Source organism: Bacillus sp. FJAT-44742 (genome assembly GCF_002797315.1).
GTDB classification, from domain to species: Bacteria; Bacillota; Bacilli; order Bacillales; family Marinococcaceae; genus Thalassorhabdus; species Thalassorhabdus alkalitolerans.
Genome location: NZ_KZ454936.1, coordinates 268,848 through 289,847 on the forward strand (window position 1 = coordinate 268,848; position 21,000 = coordinate 289,847).

At 38.9% G+C, this 21,000-nt stretch carries 18 protein-coding genes; 13 read left to right on the forward strand and 5 right to left on the reverse strand.

Annotation, left to right across the window (positions count from 1 at the left end):
- Positions 1-56 precede the first annotated feature (56 nt).
- Positions 57-1,319: a mechanosensitive ion channel gene (locus CEF17_RS01265; protein WP_100397962.1), complete on the forward strand. Its 1,263-nt coding sequence runs from the start codon at positions 57-59 to the stop codon at positions 1,317-1,319.
- A 296-nt stretch (positions 1,320-1,615) separates the two neighbouring features.
- Complete coding sequence (locus tag CEF17_RS01270; protein ID WP_100397963.1) at positions 1,616-2,161, forward strand: cysteine hydrolase family protein; 546 nt, start codon at positions 1,616-1,618, stop codon at positions 2,159-2,161.
- 202 nt (positions 2,162-2,363) lie between these two features.
- Here CEF17_RS01270 and CEF17_RS01275 read toward each other — a convergent pair whose 3' ends face one another.
- Positions 2,364-3,314: a PD-(D/E)XK nuclease family protein gene (locus tag CEF17_RS01275; RefSeq protein ID WP_100397964.1), complete on the reverse strand. Its 951-nt coding sequence runs from the start codon at positions 3,312-3,314 to the stop codon at positions 2,364-2,366.
- A 182-nt stretch (positions 3,315-3,496) separates the two neighbouring features.
- Here CEF17_RS01275 and CEF17_RS01280 point away from each other — a divergent pair, with 182 nt between their 5' ends.
- Entirely contained in the window at positions 3,497-4,597 is a 1,101-nt protein-coding gene (locus tag CEF17_RS01280) for a PRK06851 family protein (protein ID WP_100397965.1), read from the forward strand.
- Positions 4,598-4,860: 263 nt separating this feature from the next.
- Here the strand turns inward: CEF17_RS01280 and treR are convergent, their stop codons facing one another.
- From treR to mreBH, 4 genes are all read right to left on the reverse strand, one after another.
- Entirely contained in the window at positions 4,861-5,574 is a 714-nt protein-coding gene (gene treR, locus CEF17_RS01285; protein ID WP_100397966.1) for a trehalose operon repressor, read from the reverse strand.
- A gap of 24 nt (positions 5,575-5,598) precedes the next feature.
- On the reverse strand, positions 5,599-7,275 hold the full coding sequence (treC, locus tag CEF17_RS01290; protein ID WP_100397967.1) for an alpha,alpha-phosphotrehalase: 1,677 nt from the start codon (positions 7,273-7,275) through the stop codon (positions 5,599-5,601).
- A 102-nt stretch (positions 7,276-7,377) separates the two neighbouring features.
- Positions 7,378-8,796 carry a PTS system trehalose-specific EIIBC component gene (gene treP, locus CEF17_RS01295; protein WP_100397968.1) on the reverse strand — a complete coding sequence of 473 codons (1,419 nt, stop codon included), beginning with the start codon at positions 8,794-8,796 and terminating at the stop codon, positions 7,378-7,380.
- A 562-nt stretch (positions 8,797-9,358) separates the two neighbouring features.
- On the reverse strand, positions 9,359-10,363 hold the full coding sequence (gene mreBH / locus CEF17_RS01300) for a rod-share determining protein MreBH (RefSeq protein ID WP_054636732.1): 1,005 nt from the start codon (positions 10,361-10,363) through the stop codon (positions 9,359-9,361).
- A gap of 267 nt (positions 10,364-10,630) precedes the next feature.
- Between mreBH and CEF17_RS01305 the strand changes: the two genes are divergently transcribed.
- The 10 genes from CEF17_RS01305 to CEF17_RS01355 all read left to right on the forward strand — a co-directional run bounded on the left by CEF17_RS01305 (position 10,631) and on the right by CEF17_RS01355 (position 20,992).
- Positions 10,631-10,993 (forward strand): hypothetical protein, encoded by a 363-nt coding sequence (locus CEF17_RS01305; protein ID WP_100397969.1) that lies wholly within the window; start codon positions 10,631-10,633, stop codon positions 10,991-10,993.
- Positions 10,994-11,349: 356 nt separating this feature from the next.
- Positions 11,350-12,246, forward strand: a complete 897-nt coding sequence (locus CEF17_RS01315; protein ID WP_100397971.1) for a DMT family transporter — start codon at positions 11,350-11,352, stop codon at positions 12,244-12,246.
- A gap of 336 nt (positions 12,247-12,582) precedes the next feature.
- Positions 12,583-13,605, forward strand: a complete 1,023-nt coding sequence (locus tag CEF17_RS01320; RefSeq protein ID WP_100400743.1) for a LacI family DNA-binding transcriptional regulator — start codon at positions 12,583-12,585, stop codon at positions 13,603-13,605.
- Positions 13,602-14,780, forward strand: coding sequence for a thiolase family protein (locus CEF17_RS01325; protein WP_100397972.1), 1,179 nt, complete (start codon positions 13,602-13,604; stop codon positions 14,778-14,780). The genes CEF17_RS01320 and CEF17_RS01325 overlap by 4 nt, the downstream gene beginning before the upstream one ends.
- A 31-nt stretch (positions 14,781-14,811) precedes the next feature.
- Positions 14,812-15,552, forward strand: coding sequence for a 3-oxoacyl-ACP reductase FabG (gene fabG / locus CEF17_RS01330; protein ID WP_100397973.1), 741 nt, complete (start codon positions 14,812-14,814; stop codon positions 15,550-15,552).
- A gap of 30 nt (positions 15,553-15,582) precedes the next feature.
- Positions 15,583-16,464 carry a 3-hydroxyacyl-CoA dehydrogenase family protein gene (locus CEF17_RS01335; protein ID WP_100397974.1) on the forward strand — a complete coding sequence of 294 codons (882 nt, stop codon included), beginning with the start codon at positions 15,583-15,585 and terminating at the stop codon, positions 16,462-16,464.
- 19 nt (positions 16,465-16,483) lie between these two features.
- Positions 16,484-18,070, forward strand: a complete 1,587-nt coding sequence (locus CEF17_RS01340; protein ID WP_100397975.1) for an acyl CoA:acetate/3-ketoacid CoA transferase — start codon at positions 16,484-16,486, stop codon at positions 18,068-18,070.
- 28 nt (positions 18,071-18,098) lie between these two features.
- Positions 18,099-19,145, forward strand: a complete 1,047-nt coding sequence (locus tag CEF17_RS01345) for a DctP family TRAP transporter solute-binding subunit (RefSeq protein WP_198508851.1) — start codon at positions 18,099-18,101, stop codon at positions 19,143-19,145.
- Between the two features lie 77 nt (positions 19,146-19,222).
- Positions 19,223-19,717: a TRAP transporter small permease gene (locus CEF17_RS01350; protein WP_100397976.1), complete on the forward strand. Its 495-nt coding sequence runs from the start codon at positions 19,223-19,225 to the stop codon at positions 19,715-19,717.
- Between the two features lie 3 nt (positions 19,718-19,720).
- Positions 19,721-20,992 (forward strand): TRAP transporter large permease, encoded by a 1,272-nt coding sequence (locus CEF17_RS01355; RefSeq protein WP_100397977.1) that lies wholly within the window; start codon positions 19,721-19,723, stop codon positions 20,990-20,992.
- Positions 20,993-21,000 lie beyond the last annotated feature (8 nt).

The following is a 21,000-nucleotide window of genomic DNA, read 5'->3' on the forward strand; positions in this document are numbered from 1 at the left end:
ATATTCTTAGCAAAGGAGTGATAACTTTTGAATACGTAGGTAATAGTCTTCAAGACATGTTTAATGCAATTATCATGGCTATACCCAATGTAATCGGAGCTTTACTTTTATTATTGCTTGCCTGGGTAGTCGCGGTTGTTGTAAAAGGAATCTTTACAAAGCTGCTTACAAAATTAGGAGCAGCTCGCGGGCTTTCAAAAGCACGCCTGGTAAAAACAGAGGAACAAGGAAAGGATGTACTTCAGTCTATAGGTAAAATCCTGTATTTCCTTGTATTTATTCTTTTCTTGCCGAGCATAGTAGATGCTTTGAATATGCAGACCGTAGCTCAGCCAATATCTAATATGGTTGAAGTATTCCTTGCTTTTCTGCCCAACGTATTCGCAGCAGCTGTCATTATCATTGTTGGCTGGTTTATTGCGAGATTTGTTCGAGATTTAGTAAGGAATTTATTACAGAGTGCTAACATTGATGGCTGGTTTAACCGTATAACAAAAGCTGATCAGAGTGAAGAAGCGGGCACTAAGGATAAACAGAACCTTGCCAATATCTTATCCAATATTGTTCTTATTGTAATTTTAATACCAATTATTACAATTGCCCTTGAAACGTTAAATATTGATACAATTACAGAACCTATTGTATCTGTTCTCAATACAGTGCTTAATATTATCCCGAATATTTTTGTTGCTATTATTCTATTGCTTGCCGGGTACTATCTTGCTAAATTTGTATCTGAGCTGCTGACAAGCTTGCTGCAACGGACAGGGATTAATTCAGTGTATGATTATTTAGGTTGGGACAGAAGACCGGCAGCAGATTCTAAGTTTGACTTAGCTTCTATTCTTGGTCAAATTACAAAGGTTATCATTATCCTGTTTTTCACAGTTGAAGCCCTTAATGTGCTGCAGCTTGACGTATTAAACCAAATTGGAAATGCCATTATTGTGTATCTTCCAATGCTTATTAGTGCTTTAATTATCCTGGGTCTTGGGCTGTTTGGCGGAAACTTAATCCAGAACGTCATGAAAAAATATACTAACAGTTCATTTTCAGCAGCGATTGTAAAATATATCATTATTATCTTTGCTGTCTTTATGACATTGGATCAATTAGGCTTTGCTTCAACAATAGTAAACATCGGGTTCTTGCTTATTCTTGGCGGCTTATCTGTTGCATTCGCCATCTCCTTTGGAATCGGCGGAAGAGAATTTGCCAAGCGGAACCTTGATAAGTTTGAGAGAAAAATGGAAAGAGACACAAATCATTCTGAACCTGAGAATAAGAATGACAACGATATAAATGGTCCAACTCCTTAATGTATGAGGAGTGAGTGAAAAGACGAGGTCTCAGCCTCGTCTTTTTTATATACTTTCGCTTTTGTATCATGGTTTACCTGTATATTAATAATTATGCAGCAGGCATCACTTTATTTTCCAACGGAAGCAATGACCGCTCACGCTGGGATCTGTAAGTGCTGAATCTTCCGATTAAATCGGCCGGCATTTCATCTGACCTTAATAAAATAAGCTTACTCCTCTGATGTTCCAGACCCTTTACAACCCTTTTATAAGCTGGCATAGTAAGAGGAAATTATAGAGAGGGGCAGCGTAAGATGAAAGCTTTGCTGGTTATTGATTACACAGTCGATTTTGTTGCTGATGATGGAGCTTTGACTTGTGGGGAGCCTGGGCAGGCAATTGAAGGGTTTATTACGGAAACCACCAATCAGTTTGTTGAACAAGGTGATTACGTAGTCTTTGCCATCGACCTGCACAATGAAAAAGATGCTTACCACCCGGAAACAAAGCTTTTTCCACCCCACAATATTAAAGGAACAAGAGGAAGAGAATTATATGGAAGCTTAAACAAGGTTTATGACCTTTACAAAGATTATACTAACGTAAAGTGGATGGACAAGACGAGATATAGTGCATTTGCAGGCACAGATCTGGAAGTACGGCTAAGGGAAAGAAGCATAAATGAGGTGCACTTAGTTGGAGTGTGCACTGATATCTGTATTTTGCATACAGCTGTTGATGCATATAATAAAGGTTTTAATACTGTTATTTATAAGAATGGAGTAGCAAGCTTTGACCAGAGAGGACATGATTGGGCGTTAACCCATTTTTCAAATGTGTTAGGGGCTGAAGTTTTATAAGAAATTATGAATCTAAAGTTTTCCATTATGGAAAACTTTTTTTGTTTATTGCAGATATTTTGCGTATGTAAAACAACTTCACCTCTATCAAAAAACCTCCCAATCAAGGAGGATTTTGGTTTTATTCTCTTGCATTTTCAAAAGGAACGAGGTTTTTCCATTTCATCTCCCTGATTAACCAGATACAAAAATCCCACAAAGCCTACGAGCGAGGTTCTTTTGAAGGAAAACAAAACTCCAAAAAGTTGCAGCGAGAACACTTTCTTGTATCCGTTGTTTGTTCAAATGATTCAATTGAAAGAGGACGGTTAATTCCGGCTTCTTCCAGATAATCGAACATTCGATCAACGCTCATCCCCATTAGTTCTTGGACTTTTTCCAAGGTAACAGGGCTAAGCTGGTGTTCTTCATATGTTCCTTCAAGCAAATATTCATTACGAATGACGATATTATCAAGATCTTTGATAGAAAAAGCTTCTTGAAGGTAAAGAGCGTAAAGAGCCAGCTGGTAAGGGTCTTCCTCTGATTTTTTTCCAGTTTTCCAATCTATAATGATCCATTTATTTTGTTCTTTGTCCTTATAAACTAAATCAAGAACAACAAATACTTTTAATTGACCCACCATTAAATGTCGGAAATTCTCTGCTTCAATAAATTGCATTTTCTCTTTGTTTAAAATATCTTGAAATGTTCTGCTTGATAGAAAGTGGGCAATAACAACCTCAAGGCGGCTTTTCATTTTACTGACTTTATCAGAGGGCAGCCTGCTTTCCCCGTAGTATATTTCGTGCAGCATATCCCAGTGCTTCGGCTTGTTAAGCCAATCATCAAGGTGTCTTGTAGAATGAATAAAAGCTCTGTTCATTCTATCTTTTACTCGCTCAGTAAGCTGCTCTTCTGATGGAACTCTTTCTGTCTTTAAGTAGTAGGTGATGACTTCTTCTATAATATCGTGGACTTCACTCCCAAACAGCATTTCCAAACTCGTGAGCTTTTTCAGCCGGTAGGCATGTCTTGAAACCGGTTCGGCATTTTTCAGCCAGCCATTGTGAGAAGTGTAGTATTGATAAGCATATTGTCTTGGACATTCCATTAATGTTTTATGCCTGGACAAAGACCATGAAAATTCTGGGTAATCTTTTATTTCAAACATAGTTTAAGATACACCTACTTTCTTCTATTATCCTACCAAAGAATAAAAGAGAAGTGGAGTTGAAGAAAGAAAATGATAAATTTTTGCACGGAGGGTGGGTAATCACCCAGGCGGCATGTTTTGCATAAAGTATGAGAGGTGAATGCCAATGAAGCTCTATACTAGCGAAGGGAGTGTTCGGGGTGGCGGGGAAGGTTTTGAACTATTATGCAGGAGGCAATACAGCAAGAGGGTTTTATGATTTATTTGATTCCATTACCGAGGGCTTAGAAAAAGTATTTATTCTAAAAGGAGGACCGGGGACAGGAAAATCTACTTTACTAAAAAAAGTGGCATCTTCATTAAACCAAACTGGAGAAGATATTGAATTAATTCACTGTGCCTCAGCACCCGGCTCTCTTGACGGTGTGATTTTCCCCCATTTAAAAGCAGGAATTTTTGATGGTACTGCTCCTCATGTCATAGAACCAAAAGCACCAGGAGCTATTGAAGAATATGTAAACCTGGGGAAGGGCTGGGATTCAAAAAAATTAGCAGGAAGTAGAGATGATATCCTGCTTTTAAACAAGCAAAGTAAGGATTTTTACCTCAAAGCACATGAGGCATATGCCCAGGCTCTTACCATCCATGATGACTGGGAAAAAATTTATATAGATAATATGGATTTTGCTAAAGCTAATAAGCTGTCCAGTCAGTTGATTGAAACAATGTTTTCCCATATTCAACTTAATAAAGAGAGCAGGGTGGTTCACCGGTTTCTTGGGGCGGCTACTCCTGAAGGCCCAAAAGATTTTATACAAAATTTAACCGGGGACGTTCAAAAACGGTATTTTATAAAAGGAAGGCCTGGATCGGGAAAATCAACCATGTTAAAGAAAATTGCGGCGGCTGCGCAAGAGAGCGGGGCTGATACAGAAGTTTACCACTGCGGCTTTGACCCGATGAGTGTTGACATGGTCATTGTCAGGGAAATTGGGATCGCTATCTTTGATAGTACCTCTCCTCATGAATATTTCCCAGAACGGGAAACAGATGAAGTAGTGGATATGTATGTAAACACAATTACAGAAGGCACTGATGAAAAGTACGCTGACTCTATTAAACAAATAGAAAACAAGTATAAGGAAAACATGAAACTAGGAACCTTCTATCTACAACAGGCAAAACAAATACATGATCAACTGGAGAAAGTATATATAAAGGCAATGGATTTTAAAATAATAGATCAAATAACGTTGGAGATAGAAGAGGAGATAAAAAAATTGAATAAAAGCGAAAGGTAGGTGAAAAGCCGTCAGCATTGGTCTGCTTGCTGCCAGAGCGGCTGCAATCGTTTCGCGCGTTGTAAGCTATAAAGGTGCCCAGTAACAGGCACCTTTATAGTGCTTGTCATTGATATAATTTATTTTGCTGCGGGGTTATAACCTTTTGGGGAAGGAAGCAGTTCATGGGCATCATTCAGGATACAAGTTTTGCGTGACCATCTCTTCTGCTGAGAGCACAGGAAGGTCTTTTGATATAGTGAAAACCCGCCAAAATGGCGGGTTTATTTATTCCGTCTGGCAAAGTCAATAAACCTGAATTTATCTGGACGGTGTCTGGACTCTGTGTATTGAAAAAGGGAGGCATCTTCTAAATAAACAAAGTTTTTTACAACGACGACGTTTGAAAAGCCGTTAAGATCAAGAAATTTTCTGTCTTCATCGGTTGGCTCTTCAACGGTAATTTCTTTCTTGGCAAAAGCAATCGATAACCCCAATTCCCCTTCAATATATTCATATAAAGAATTCTTGCATTTCTCCAAGGGTAAGTCGGGAATTTTAGATTGAAGAAGGTAATCTTTATCCAAAATAATGTGTTCTTTGTCAATTTCTCTTACCCGGATTACTTCCCAAATAGCCTCTTCCTCATGAACTTTCAACTGCTCTTGAAGGTGAGGACCAGGGGCCAGGAGTTCAAGGCTTTCTACATGACTTTTCGCTCGCTGGCCCATTTTTTCAGAAAGCTCTTTAAAACTGACCAGACCTGATATCGGGAAATTTAATTTGTTTATATCAAGTACTATGGAGCCCTTTCCTTGAACCTTTTGAATATACCCATGAGTAGATAAAAGGTTTAAGGCTTTTCGAATAGTCTCTCTTGATGTCTCGAATTGCTCTGTTAATTCTTTTTCAGAAGGGAGGAGAGTACCTGGCTTTATAACACCCTCTTGTATCTGCTTTGCCAGTTCATCGTATATTAAATCATATTTTCTTTTCATCAGGCATCACCAAAGATTAAATAATCACTTTCCAGTAATGTGAAAGACAATCGATTCATAAGGACGAAGAGAAAGCTCAGATAAATTACGAGAGGGTTCATCGTAATTCGAAAGAAGTACATTAACTTCCTCGTTCGAAAGCTCCTCTTTATACGAATAGGTTGTTTCTTTCCCATAAAAATTGTTTACAACAAGCAGTTTTTCATCCCCGGAAGTACGAAGATAAGCAAACACTTGGTCATGATCTGGCGTAAGGAGAGTATAATCTCCTGTTGTAATAATCTCATAATCCTTCCTAAGTTTAATTAAAGCTTGATAAAAGTAAAAGATGGAATTCTCATCTTCCAAGGCAGCTTGTGCATTTATGGTTTTATAATTGTCAGCTACATTTATCCATGGAGTACCTGTTGTAAAACCAGCGTTTTTGCTGTTATCCCATTGGACAGGAGTCCTTGAGTTGTCGCGAGATTTAGCCTTAATAATTTCCATGATAGCCTCTTCTGACATGCCTTTTTCTTTCATGATCTTATAGTAATTATGAGTTTCTACGTCTCGATACTCATCAATGTGGTTAAATTTAGGGTCAGTCATGCCAAATTCTTCCCCTTGATAGATGTAAGGGGTACCTTGCATCATGTGAATGGCAGCAGCCAGCATCTTAGCTGATTTTTCATGGTATTCCTTGTCATTTCCGTAACGAGTTACAACTCTTGGCTGATCATGGTTGCACCAAAACAACGCATTCCATCCGCCGCCCTCATGCATGCGAACTTGCCAGGTTGATAAAATATCTTTCAACGCATGAAAGTCAAAATCAGCCAGCGCCCATTTTTCTCCGTTTGGGTAATCAACCTTCAGGTGGTGAAAATTAAAGGTCATACTTAGTTCATTTCTGTCTGGGCGAGTATACTTTATACAGTGGTCAATCGTTGTGGAAGACATTTCCCCAACAGTCATTATATCGTATTTAGAAAAGACTTCGTGATTCATCTCCTGCATAAATTCATGGACGCGAGGACCGTCAGTATAAAATTTTCGTCCATCTCCCGGCGCTTTTGAGCCATCATCATTTGGGAAATCCTGGTCTTTGGAAATAAGGTTAATGACATCCAGGCGGAAGCCGTCTACTCCCTTTTCAAACCAATAATGCATCATTTCGTAAACTTTTTTTCTAACTTCATCATTTTCCCAATTTAAATCTGCTTGTGTGACATCAAAGAGGTGAAGATAGTATTGACCAGTATTTTCATCGTACTTCCAGGCAGATCCCCCAAACTTAGACTCCCAGTTATTTGGTTCCGTCCCATCAATGGGGTCTTTCCAAATATAAAAGTCCCGATATGGGTTGTCCTTTGATTGTTTCGATTCAATAAACCATTCATGATCTGTTGAAGTATGATTTACAACGATGTCCATAATGATCTTAATATCTCGTTTATGTGCTTCTTCTAACAGTCGGTCAAAGTCTTTCATTGTTCCATATTCTTCATGGATTGAATAATAATCACTAATATCATACCCATTATCGTTTTGTGGGGATTTGTACGGAGGAGTCAGCCAAACGACATCCACTCCTAGCTTTTTCAAATAGTCTAGCTTTTCAATAATACCAGGGAGGTCTCCAACACCATTGCCTGTTGTATCGTTAAAGCTTTTTGGATAAATTTGATAAACGACTGAATTTCTCCACCATTCGTTCATTAAGACACCACCATCATATAATAGTTAAAGTATGTGAAATGAAACAATACCATTGTCTGCAGGATGATTCCATAAGAACAATGGTATTGTTGTTTATTCTGTTTACACTTCCACTTTTTTAAATTTAGCCCAAAGATAAGTTAAGACAAACGGAACAACAAGGGCTATAACCATTCCGATTGCAAACGCCAGCCAACCGCCTGCCTGAATTGAAAAGATACCAGGCAATCCGCCGACACCAATTGCCGGAGCCACTACGTTATTGATAGTAATAAACATTCCCGCAATTCCAGAACCAATGATTGCACATATAAATGGGAAGCGGAAACGCAAGTTTACACCAAACATCGCTGGCTCTGTGACACCCAGGAACGCTGATATGGAAGAAGAAACAGACAAGCCTTTGGTGTTTTCATTTCTTGTAACAAACATAATAGCCAGACAAGCAGCTCCCTGTGCAATATTTGACAATGCAAGGATTGGCCACAGGAATGTAACACCTGTGCTTCCAATTAACTGTAAGTCTACAGCCAGGAAGGTATGGTGCAATCCTGTAATAACAAGCGGGGCGTAAATAAGCCCATATAGTAAACCGCCAATTGCAGCAGCCTGATCAAATACTCCTACAAATACGGAAGTGACCGCATCACCAATAGTAAACATAATTGGTCCAATCGCAATAAAAGCAAGAAAACCTGTGATCAACAGCGCAACAGGAGCAACTACGAGCATTTGAATAGAATCATGAACTCGTTTTCTTAAGAAGATTTCGATTTGAGCTAATATATAAGATGCAAAAAGTATAGGAAGTACTTGTCCCTGATAACCAATTTGCTGAATTTCTAACCCAAAAATGTTCCAGGTTGGAATTTCTCCAGCCTCTTGAGCCTCTCCGTATGCCCATGCGTTTAATAAATCAGGGTGTACGAGCATCAAACCTAATACTATACCGAGTAGAGGACTCCCGCCAAACTTTTTCACTGCCGACCAGCCTATTAATCCGGGTAAAAACACAAAGGCTGTATTAGCTATTAGATGAATAATATCAGCGAGATCTGCCCACTGGGGATACACATCAATAACAGATTGTCCGGTAAAGAAAATGTCCGGAGCGGTAAGAAGGTTATTAATACCCATAAGTAAACCTGCAGTAACAATCGCCGGAATGATCGGAATAAAGATATCGGCAAGTGTTTTTACGAGCCTTTGAATGATATTCAAATTTTTCTCAGCGGCAGCTTTCGTTTCTTCCTTTGAAGAATCCTCCATACCTGTAATAGCCATCATTTCCTTATACACTTTTTCAACTGTACCTTGACCAATAATTACCTGGAATTGGCCGCTGGTAGAAAAAGATCCGCGGACAAGCTCGTGATTTTCCAGAGCTTCTTTGTCAACCTTGCTTTCATCATGTAAAGCAAAGCGTAAGCGGGTTACACAATGAGTGGCAGAAGCAATGTTGTCTTTCCCGCCGATGGCCTCAATGATCCTTTCGACTGCTTCCTTTGTAACTTTCGCCATCTTTTCACCCTCCTGGTAAACGGTTTCATTTAAAACCCTAGTTTAATTGAAAGAAGTAAAGAAGTAACGGGTGTTAATCCGCTTACATTTTTACTTGTATATACAACTTATCTTTCGGGATAATATTAACTTGTATATACAAATTGGTCAATAGAAACGGTGAAAATTATAAAATTCATTTTATTCCCTGTTGTATGCTTCCCAGAAATAGATAATCTAAACCATGAAATGGAAGAAACATGAAGCTTTAAAACGTGAAGACTATCGTGAAGACTATTTTATGAAGGGAAATAAAACAATGACTGGGACAAAACCAAAAGAGAAGAGTCCTCACCCTCAACAAAAACGGAGATGAAAAATGAAATAGAGTTTGACCTGATGGCGGATAACTTTTGAATAAAAATAAGGCTCCAATTATCTTTTTTTGATAATTGGAGCCTTATTTACGTATGTGAGACAGTTTTGCCCCAGCACCTTTTGTATTGGATTTGTGATCTTCGGTAAAAGACACTCAACTGCATATAAAGGCGCAAATGAGATAGCCATTCATGCTTCAGCGCTATTAAACACCCGCTTTTTGAAGTTTACTTATAATACCCAGGGACTTTCCGGTTCCTTTTGCAACACATTCTAAAGGTGTGTCCGCTAGAATGACAGGGACATCTATTTCATTACCAAGCCATGCCTGCATTCCATTTAATAATGATCCGCCGCCTGTCAGAGTAATTCCATGATCCACAACATCCCCGCTTAATTCTGGCGGGCAGTTTTCCAGTGTGTTACGAATAATCTCAAAAATGTTTTGAAGTGTATCTTTAATAGCTTCGTGAATCTCTTTAGAGTTTAAAGTTAATGGTTTTGGCAAGCCAGTTACTAGATCACGCCCAAAAACTTCCAATGTTTCTTCTTCATGGTCAGGTAAAGCATGGCCTAAATTAATTTTGATATTTTCAGCAGTCCGCTCCCCAATAAGCATGTTATATTCTTTACGTACGTATTGGATAATATCCTCATCTATTTTATCTCCGCCCACTCTGATCGAATCAGAAGAAACGACACCTCCGTAGGAAATGATTCCTACCTCTGTGGTACCCCCACCGATATCTACTACAACATTTGCCACTGGCTCATCAACTGGCAGTCCGGCTCCCAGAGCAGCCGCGATAGGCTCTTCAATTAAGCTTACGTATTTTGCTCCACAACTCATCACCGCATCCCGTATTGCTCTTCGTTCTACCGAGGTAGAGCCTGATGGTGTACAGACTACTACTTTGGGCTTCCTCATGGATCCTATGTTTTTCTGAATACTTTTCATAATATGTTTGAGCATAGTAGAAGTAATTTGGTAGTCCGCGATAACTCCTTCCTTTAACGGACGCATGGCTATAATCTTCCCAGGAGTCTTTCCTACCATGTCTTTAGCGTCAGTTCCAACAGCCAGTACATCACCAGTTTCTGTATTAATCGCTACAACAGAAGGCTCATTAAGTATAATTCCTTTTTCTTTGGTGTATACCAGAATATTGGCAGTACCAAGGTCAATTCCAATTTCGGAGGTAGCAAACATTAATTTCTTCACCCTTTATACTAGATTAGTCTCACCTTAGCGCTCATTCTAATGCTTATCGTTTTAGATAGAAAGAGGCGTTTAGCACATATTGTCCAAGTTATCTACGGAATAAAAAGAAAATGCAGGCAAATATTCATATCTTATTCCACTTCTTTAGTTGTAATTGAAACATAGATTTCAAGAGTTATTATATATATGGGAGGTTTTCTTTGATAAAATCAGGATTAGAAGTTGTGAGAGTGTTAACAAAAAGGTGGGAATAGAATGAATCGTTCTTTGATATTAAATCTGCTTGTCTGGGTGACGTTAATCATTATGATCTTCACACTCAGCCTGCGGACTTTTCATCCAGTGGAATATGCAATAGGAGCCCTTATTGTTCTTTATAACGTCTTATTTCTATATAAACAGTATATCCAAAAATTTACGGATAAGGAAGAGGAAATAGGGTTTCAGCGGAAGAATAGCATGAATATATTGATGATGCTTGCTATTACTACGTACCTTGCCACAAGGCAGGAGGGGGCTGCTCTCCCTGGTTTGATAGCTGTCATGGCTGTTATCTCAATGTTCTTAATGGTATTTATGATTGTTTCTGATTTACGAAGTTCTAAAAATGCTGCATAGTACGAACCGAGAAGGAGAGGGAAATTGAGTGTTAAAGCTTATCATCAACGGGATAGTCATTTTTATGTTGTTTTTTCATTTAGCAAACTTTATCTATCAGTTAGTAGAGTATAGAGAATTTAATTGGTTATCACTCACACTCACGATTGTCTTTACTTCCTACATTATTCTGATTATCGAGAAAGCAACACGACCTAAAAAGTGTTTGAAATAAAACGATTGAAATGCAAACCTCTTATGTGATAGCTATTACACATGAGAGGTCCACTTTTACACTGCAGCTTAGCTAACATAGAAGAGTGCTAACTTGTTTTACGGCTGCAAATGTCAGAACATAGGTTAATTGGAGGAGAAAGATGTTTCAAGGAAAAATGACCATTGCTTTATTAATTCTGGTTCTCACCATGAGTTGGGGGTATTCATGGGTACTTATGAAAATTGGATTAGAGTATATGGAGCCCTTTACTTTTTCTGGTTTACGTTTTTTTATCGGTTCCCTCACTTTAATGATTATTCTATTTTTTCTTAAAGCAAAGGGAGTTGAACAAAAGAAGAAACCACTTTCTAAGGTAATGATCCTTGGTTTTTTGCAAACTGCACTAGTTTTTGGTTTAGTAATGTATGGAATGCAGTTTGTAGAGGCCGGGAAATCTTCTATTCTTTTATATACCATGCCAATTTGGAGTAGCTTTTTAGCTGTATACTTTTTACAAGAATCATTAAATGTAAGGAAAATTCAGGGTTTGTTACTAGGTATAGTTGGTTTAGTGTTTATTATTGTTAGTGACCTTATTCACTCAATAAGTCTCGAATCTACCTTAGGTATCGTAATAATACTGGTAGCTTCTTTAGTATGGTCGGTTTCAAATATATTTTACAAAAAGCAGTTAGCAGGAGGAGATCAACTTTCTATAAATTGTTTTCAAATGTTTTTCGGATCTCTGTTGTTAGGTGCAATAGCCCTGATACTGGAAAGAGATAATATTATAATAATAAATAGAGAAAGTATCTATGCTTTGTTTTTCACTGGGGTAGTAGCATCGGCGCTATCATTTGCTATATGGTTTTACTTATTAACTGTAGTTTCTACTTTCACAGCTACCATGTCGTCTTTGCTCGTACCTGTCTTTGGTATGTTATTCTCTGTAATCATCTTAGGTGAAGAATTTACTTTTCAACTGGCTATTGGGTCTATTCTTATATTGGCTGGTATCTTCCTTGCGCAAAATGTTCAGAAGAGTCGCTCCACTTAACATTAAAAGAGTTTTGTGATGGAAGGTGATGGGTTAACAATATGCTTGGAGTTCGTGTTCCCTTAGGGATTTATACCTCCTCCCTTAGAATTAGATATGAATTGTATTAATTGTTAAAAAATTATAATTTTTTTGTAAAAATGGGTAGACAAATGAAGAAAGCGCTTTTATACTTTAGTTAAACGTTTAGCTAATCGTTTAACTGAGATGGAATTAGAAATAATATACAAAATATTATTCTAATTTTCTATTAAATTATTTGAAAAAAGATAAAAGACCTGGTTATTTGGTCTTTTATCAGTTGGATTAGACAAGAGGTGTCAAAAGTTGACCAGCATGAAAGAGGTAGCCGAAAAGGCAGGGGTCTCTATAGCCACTGTTTCTGCAGTAGTAAACAAGACAAAATACGTTAGTGATGAACTGAGGGAGCGAATAGAAAACGTTATTGAAGAAGTGGGGTATCGACCAAACAGGAATGCCAGAAGTTTGAAAGGGAAGGCAACAAACCTAGTTGGAGTGACTGTAACAGAAGTCACCAATCCGTTCTACCCGTTAATGATTAAGGGAGTCGAAGATGCCTCACACGAATATGGATATAACGTTTTACTAAGTACTACAGGCGATAATGAAAGCAAAGAAATTAAATTACTAGAGTCTATGTTAGATCAGGGAGTGGATGGGGTCATATTATCAACAGTAGATAAAGCTGATTCAAAACCCTTAGCTTTAGCAGTGAAGGCTCAAATCCCTTTAGTACTGATCAATCGGGCTCCTAAGGGATACAAAGGTAATTTAGTGTGTGTGGATTCCTATAAAGTGGGACAGGTAGCAACTCAGCACTTAATTGATTTGGGACACAGCAGTATAGCTTTCTTTGGAGGTGAAAGGCAAAATAGTTATGAACGAGAAAAAGGTTTTCGGGACACTATGGCAAGGAACAATCTGGAGGTAAGCGAGGAATTTATTCTTAACGGAGAATACGACAGCAGTATATCCTATAAAAAAATGAGAAGTTTAATAGAGCATTCTAATCCTACGGGCGTATACGCGGCTAGTGACATTATGGCTTTTGGTGTCATTAAAGCATGTTTGGATGCTGGTTTATCGGTGCCAGGTGATGTTTCAATTATAGGTTCAGACAACGTTAAGTTTTCCGAAGATTTCAAAGTCTCCCTTACTACAGTAGATGTACAAACATATCAAATGGGTAAGAAAGGGCTTGAGATTTTAAGAAAAAATATAAGATTTAAAAATGAAGTTGAGCCACAACAGGTTTGGTTAGAGCCAAAAATAGTGGTAAGGGAAAGTACTGCTCTGTTGACTAACAAAACTAAGAATGAAAGAGGTTTTTTATTATGAAAGATGTTGTAATTGTAAGCGCTGCCAGAACAGCTATTGGAACTATGGGTGGAGCATTAAAAGATTACCATGCTGCAGATCTTGGAGCTAGAGCAATTGAAGCAGCGGTAGAAAGAGCTAATATAGATAAAGAACTAATCCAAGAAGTCATCATGGGCTGTGTTGGTCAAGTAGCGGAAAATGCGTTTATAGCAAGGATGTGTTCTCTTAGAGCAGGATTACCTACAAATTCTACAGCTTTTACAGTAAATCGTCTTTGTGGATCAGGTCTTCAAGCTATTAACAGTGCTGTACAACAAATTCAAACACAGGAAGCTGATGTAGTAGTCGCTGGCGGAACAGAAAATATGGACATGCTTCCTTACTACATCAGAAAAGCTAGATACGGTTACAGAATGGGGCATGATCAATTGGAAGATGGTCTTATAACTGCCCTTACCGATCCTTTTGGTAATTATCATATGGGTGTTACAGCTGAAAATGTAGCAGAAAGATATAACATCACAAGAGAAGAGCAAGATGAGTTTGCTGCATTAAGCCAGCAAAAAGCTATTAATGCTATTGATGAAGGTCTATTTCAAGAAGAAATCACGCCAATTGAGATTAAAGACAGAAAAGGGAATGTAACAGTAGTGGACACAGATGAACATCCTCGACGGGGGGTTACGGCTGAAAAGCTTGCTAAATTAAAGACACCTTTCAAAAAGGACGGAACAGTGACGCCAGGAAATGCATCAGGGATTAATAATGGCGCCGCTGCACTAGTTTTGATGTCTAAAGAAAAAGCTAATGAACTTGGCCTAACACCATTAGCTACAGTAAAACAACAAGCAATTGCCGGAGTTGACCCGGAAATCATGGGATATGCTCCTGCACCCGCAGTTCAAAAGCTTCTTGATAAGGCTCAGCTATCTATAAATGACATCGACTTAATGGAACTAAATGAAGCTTTCGCTTCTCAATCAGTAGCTGTAATCAAAGATCTGGGAATTAGCCAGGATAAAGTAAATGTTAATGGTGGTGCTATTGCACTTGGACATCCTATTGGAGCATCAGGTTCTATAATTACTGTTAAATTGCTCCATGAGATGAAAAGAAGAGGCCTAAAAAGAGGGGTTTCTACAATGTGTATCGGCGGAGGACAAGGAATAGCCACTCTATTTGAAATGAACTAATAATTAATAAATAAAAAGGATAGGTGAACTCATGATTAATCTAGAAGGGAAAACTGCAATTGTGACAGGAGCAGCACGTGGTTTAGGGCTGGGAATAGCTGAAAAGTTAGCAGAATTAAACGCACATGTAATTGTGAGTGATCTTAACACTGATGGAGCTGAATCCGCGGTGAAAAAGATTAAAGAAAAAGGCGGAAGCGCTGAAGCGATAGTATGTAATGTGGCTGACGCTGAGTCAGCCGCAAAACTAGTCCAAGAAACAATTGAAAAGCATGGGAAAATAGACATTGTAGTGAACAATGCTGGGATTAATAAAGATAAAATGCTCCATAAGATGAATATGACAGACTGGCAACAAGTCTTAGATGTTAACTTAACCGGTGTGTATAACGTCATGCAGCCAGCTGCAGTACACATGCGTGAAAACGAAAGCGGACGTATTATTAATATTTCTTCTGCCAGCTGGCTTGGTAATGTAGGTCAGGCCAATTATGCAGCTGCTAAGGCAGGAGTGGTGGGATTAACTAAAACAGCTGCCAGGGAGCTTGGTAAAAAGAATGTGACAGTTAATGCCATTTGTCCAGGTTTTATTGAAACTGATATGACAAGAGCTGTTCCTGATCATGTATGGGATTTAATGGTCTCCAAAGTAGCAATGGGAAGAGCTGGCCAGCCTGAGGATGTAGCAAACTGCATTGGATTTTTAGCATCTGAGCAAGCCAGTTACATTACTGGTGAAGTTATCAATGTAGGCGGAGGAATGGTGTTGTAAATTAAACTGTGCAGAGTCTAGGAGGTTATTATGTCTTTTAATAAAATAGCAGTTGTCGGAGGCGGGCTCATGGGGGCTGGAATTGCCCAAAACGCTGCTGAATCTGGCAAAGAAGTAACATTAATAGAAGTGGATGAAGAACAAGCTGAAAAAGCTATTCAGAGAATAAAAAAACAATTGGACAACAAAGTGAAAAAAGAGAGAATTACGGCAACTCAGGCTGAAGAAACATTAAATAAAATCCAGACGAAAACAGATTATAAATTTTTAAGTAATGCAGAACTTGTCATTGAAGCTGTGCCAGAGAAATTGGAAATAAAGAAAAAGGTCTTTAAACAACTTGATGAGTCAGCTAATCCAGAAGCAGTACTAGCTTCCAATACTTCTGGCCTGTCCATTGCAGCGATTGGATCCGTGACAAAAAGGCCAGAAAAAGTAATTGGACTTCACTACTTTTATCCTGTCCCTGTAATGAAATTAGTAGAGGTCATCCCTTCTATTATAACTTCTCAAGAGACAGTGGATAAAATGTACCAATTTGCTGAAAGCATTGGAAAACAGCCAGTTCGCTGTCAAGACTACCCTGGTTTCTTAGTTAACAGGCTTCTTATCCCTATGGTAAATGAAGCGGTTTACTGTGTTATGGAGGGGGCGGACCCTAAAGATGTGGACAATGCGATGAAGCTTGGAGCAAATCATCGTATGGGTCCAATTACCCTTGCAGATTTCGTGGGACTAGATGTTCTTCTTGCCACTATGGAGGGTCTTTATGAAGGTTTCAACGACTCAAAGTATCGTCCCTGCCCTCTACTTAAAAAAGTTGTGGAATCAGGTAATTATGGTGTCAAGACTGGTCAGGGTTTTTATAAGTATGATGAAAATGGGAATCAGCAAGACGTAGCTATTCGATAAGTAGCAGGGAGGTGATTTTGTGAAAGGAAAAAAAGTTGCTGTTTCAGAAGCGGTTGACGTTATAAAAAATGGGGATACTTTAGCGCTATGTGGCTTTACCCTTATGGGGGCTTGTGAAGAAGTCCTAACTGAAATTGAGACCAGATATTTAGAATCAGAAAACCCAAAAAATTTAACTTTATTGCACGCGGCAGGACATAGTGACAGAGAAAATGGGATTGAACACTTGGCTTACCCAGGGCTAGTAAAAAGAATTATTGGATCCCATTGGGGGTTGTCTCCTTCATGGATAGACCTAATTACAGAAAACAAGGTAGAAGCACACTGTTTATCTCAAGGACAGTTGACTCATCTCTTCCGTGATATGGCAGGTGGCAAGCCCGGAACCTATTCAAAAGTTGGCTTAGGAACCTTTCTTGATCCCCGTTTAGAGGGAGGAAGAATTAATGATAAGGCTAAGGAGAACGATAGCCTTGTAGATTTGATTGAAATAAAAGGTGAAGAGTATTTATTTTACAACCAGGTTCCTATTGATGTCTGCGTAATCCGGGGAACCACAGCAGATGAATTTGGGAATATAACAATGGAAGAAGAAGCACTTAAGCTGGAAGCCTTATCATTAGCCCAAGCAACTAAACGGTTTAATGGAACAGTGATTGTTCAGGTTAAAAATTATGTTAAGAGAGGGACTTTGTCCTCGAAACAAGTTGTAGTTCCAGGTACTTGTGTTGACCATGTGGTAGTGGTCGAAGACCACGTAAAAACTCACCGTCAAACGTCAAGTACTCCATTTGATCCAGTATACACTGGTGAAGCCAAAGCCCCAATTTCAGCCTTTGAGCCATTACCATTAAATGTGAGAAAAATTGTTGGCAGAAGAGCTGTGAGAGAATTATTTCCTGAAGCAGTTGTGAATTTAGGAACCGGTATTCCTGGTGACATGGTAGGTCCTGTATCTAGTGAAGAGGGAATACTGGAACACATCAACTTAACAGTAGAATCAGGAGCCATAGGTGGAATTCCTATGGGAGGGACAGACTTTGGGATAACTAAAAATGCTGATGCGATTATAGAACACCCATACCAATTTGATTATTACACCGGAAGAGGGGTGGATATTACATACATGGGTGGAGCAGAAATTGATGGGGAAGGAAACGTAAACGTTAGTAGGTTTGGTACAAAGACCACCGGGTGTGGTGGTTTCATAGATATTACGCAAAACGCTCACAAAGTAGTATTCTGTTCTACTTTTACCGCAGGTGGATTAAAAGCAGAAATAGAAAAAGGGAAACTTGTTATCAAGCAGGAAGGAAAGGTTAAGAAGTTTACTAACACGCTGGGCCAAATCACCTTCAGTGGGAAATACGCTCAGGAGAACAATCAAGAAGTGGTATATGTTACAGAAAGAGCTGTATTCACACTTGGGGCACAAGGGCTTATACTTGCTGAAGTAGCTCCTGGGATAGACATTGAAAAAGACATCAGAGCAAACATGGATTGTGATTTTATAGTTAGTGATAACTTAAAACAAATGGATCCTTCTATCTTTCAAGAGGGTGAGATGATGTTCAAAGAAGAATTTTTCAAATATTCGGAAGAATAAATTTAAAGTATCTCTAGGGGGACTAAAAATGAAAACGTTTAAAAAAAATACATTGCTCACTACTATGGCTGCTTCATCAATGGTAATTGTTGCTGCATGCGGAAATGGTAACGGGGCAGAAGAAGCACAAGGTGACGGCGGCGATGAGAGTAACGGTGGCCAAGAAGAAATGGTCATTGATGTCAGCTTGCCACTAGGACCAGATTCACAGCAGGGTGTTGGTGTTCTTAAGTTTGGAGAAGAACTGGAAAGATTGACTGATGGTCGCTTGACGATAGATCCAGCTTATGATAACGCTCTTGGTGCAGAAAGAGAAGTCGTTGAGGGTATGGGTGTTGGTACAGTAGATGCTGGTATTTCTTCAACAGGACCAATGGGCGGTTTTGTGGATGAGATTCTGCTCTTTGACCTCCCCTACATTTTTGAAAACCATGACCACGCATATGCTTTCCTAGACAGTGAACATGGAGATTTTTTGGCAGAAAGAATTGAAGAAGATGCAAATGTGAAAGTATTGGCTTGGATGGAAAATGGATTCCGCCATAACACAAATGATGTACGTCCGTTAGAGCACCCTGATGATTTGCAAGGAATTGACCATAGAACGCAAGAAAGTCAAGTACAAGTAGACACGTGGTCAGCACTTGGTGCTAATGCTACCCCAATGGCATGGGATGAAGTTTATACAGCATTACAACAAGGGGTAATGGATAGCCAAGAGAACCCCCTTCCAACCATCTATGACGTGAATTTTTACGAAGTACAAGACTACTTGAACATGACACAACATGTATATTCTCCAGCCCCTCTAATGATGGGTCTTGACTTGTTTAATTCTTTCTCGGAAGAGGATCAAGAAGCAATTCTTGAAGCAGCACAAATTGCACTCCCTGTCCAACGTGAAGCAAGCCAAGAACTAGAAGAAGAATACCTTGTAGCACTAGAAGAGGAAGGAATGGAAGTTACACATCCTGATCTTGAGCCATTCCAAGAAGCTGTACAACCAGTAATCGATGAATGGGCTCCTACAGTTGGGGAAGACCTTGTTGAAGCCGCTATCAATTTTGATTACTAAGTAGAAGAATAACTTAGTGGGAGAGCAGTGAAAAGCTGCTCTCTTTACAATAAAGAGAAAAAAAAGGGGGGGACTCCATGAGAAATATTTTAACAGGATATAACTCTTTTGTTCATTACATCAATAAAATTAGTGGTTGGTTTATAGCAATTTTATTACTAGTCATGACCGTATTAATCTCCTGGCAAGTTTTTGCTCGGTTTGTGATGGGAAGCCCTCTACGGTTTTCAGAGGAAATAGCGAGATTTTCAATGATTTGGTTGACAATGGTGGGTGCTGCCTATGCATTCAGGAAAGGATCGCTAATCTCAGTGGATGTTGTCCTGGAGTATGCGGGCAAGAAGATTAGTAAGTTAATAAGTATTATCGCATTCCTTCTTTGTGCTGGATTTTCACTTATTTTAGTATATTACGGCTTTGAGTTGCTTGATAGAGTTTCCGCTCAAACAGCCCCGGCTACAAGATTATCAATGTTTTGGCCTAACTTAGCTATACCGGTAGCTGGGATATTAATCTTCTTAAACTCTATTGCCTTAATTATTGATGAGTTTATGAAGAAAGGAGAGGAATAGTCTATGATAGCTTTACTATTTATATTATTAGGGCTCTTTTTCCTATTGGGGGTTCCTATAGCATTTTCACTCGGTTTGGCTTCAGCTATCACAGTATGGCAAGGTGACCTTACCCAAATGGTTGTTGTCGTACAACAAATTTTCAACTCTATTAACTCCTTCCCATTAATGGCTATTCCTTTCTTTATGTTAGCTGGTTACTTAATGCAAGAAGGGGGTATTTCAAACAGGCTGGTTGATTTCTCAAACACTCTCGTTGGTAGTATGTCAGGTGGGTTAGCGATAGTAGCTATCCTTACTTCGTTGTTTTTTGCGGCTATTTCTGGTTCAGGAGCTGCTACAACTGCTGCCATTGGGTCTATTTTGATCCCGGCTATGTTGGCGAAGGGATACGATGTTAAGTTTGCTGCTTCCAACCAAGCTGCAGCTGGGGCATTAGGGGTAATTATCCCACCCAGTATACCATTAATCTTATATGGTATTGCAGCCGGGGTATCAGTGGGAGACATGTTCTTTGCAGGGATTCTCCCAGGGCTTGTGATCACGATTTCTCTTATATTATATGCCTATATTTATTCAAAGAAACAAGGATATACAGGCACAGAAAAGAGCAGTCCTAAAGAAATACTTGTGGCAGGTCGAAAAGCAATTCTTGCTATTTTTATGCCTGTGATCGTACTAGGCGGTATTTACGGAGGGATTTTCACTCCAACAGAAGCTGCTGTGGTTGCTGTAGTTTATTCTTTTATTGTTGGTTTTGTTGTTTACAGAGAAATAAAATTTTCCGCTATCATGGGGATATTACAAAAGTCAGCTGTTACAACGGCAGTAATTCTAAGCATTATTGGGACTGCAGGATTATATAGCTATATCATGCAAAATCTTAGAGTGCCGGCTATGCTTTCAGATGCTGTAGTTGGAACAATAGAAAGTCCAATTATATTTATTTTGCTGGTAAACGTAATTCTCTTGATTTCTGGAATGTTTATTGAAGCTGCAGCTGCGATATTAATTTTTGTACCAATTCTCTTACCTATTGCGCTTGAGTTTGGAATGGATCCAGTTCATTTTGGAATAATCATGGTTGTTAACTTAGCTATGGGAATGTTTACCCCGCCAGTAGGGTTAAATTTGTTTGTGGCTTCTCAAATTTCAAACGTTGGTATTTCCAGGCTATCTAAAGCCATACTTCCTTTTGTAGCTGTTGTATTAATAAATGTATTACTGATTAGTTTTCTGCCATTTTTATCAACATGGTTGCCGTCGTTTAGATAACAATGTAA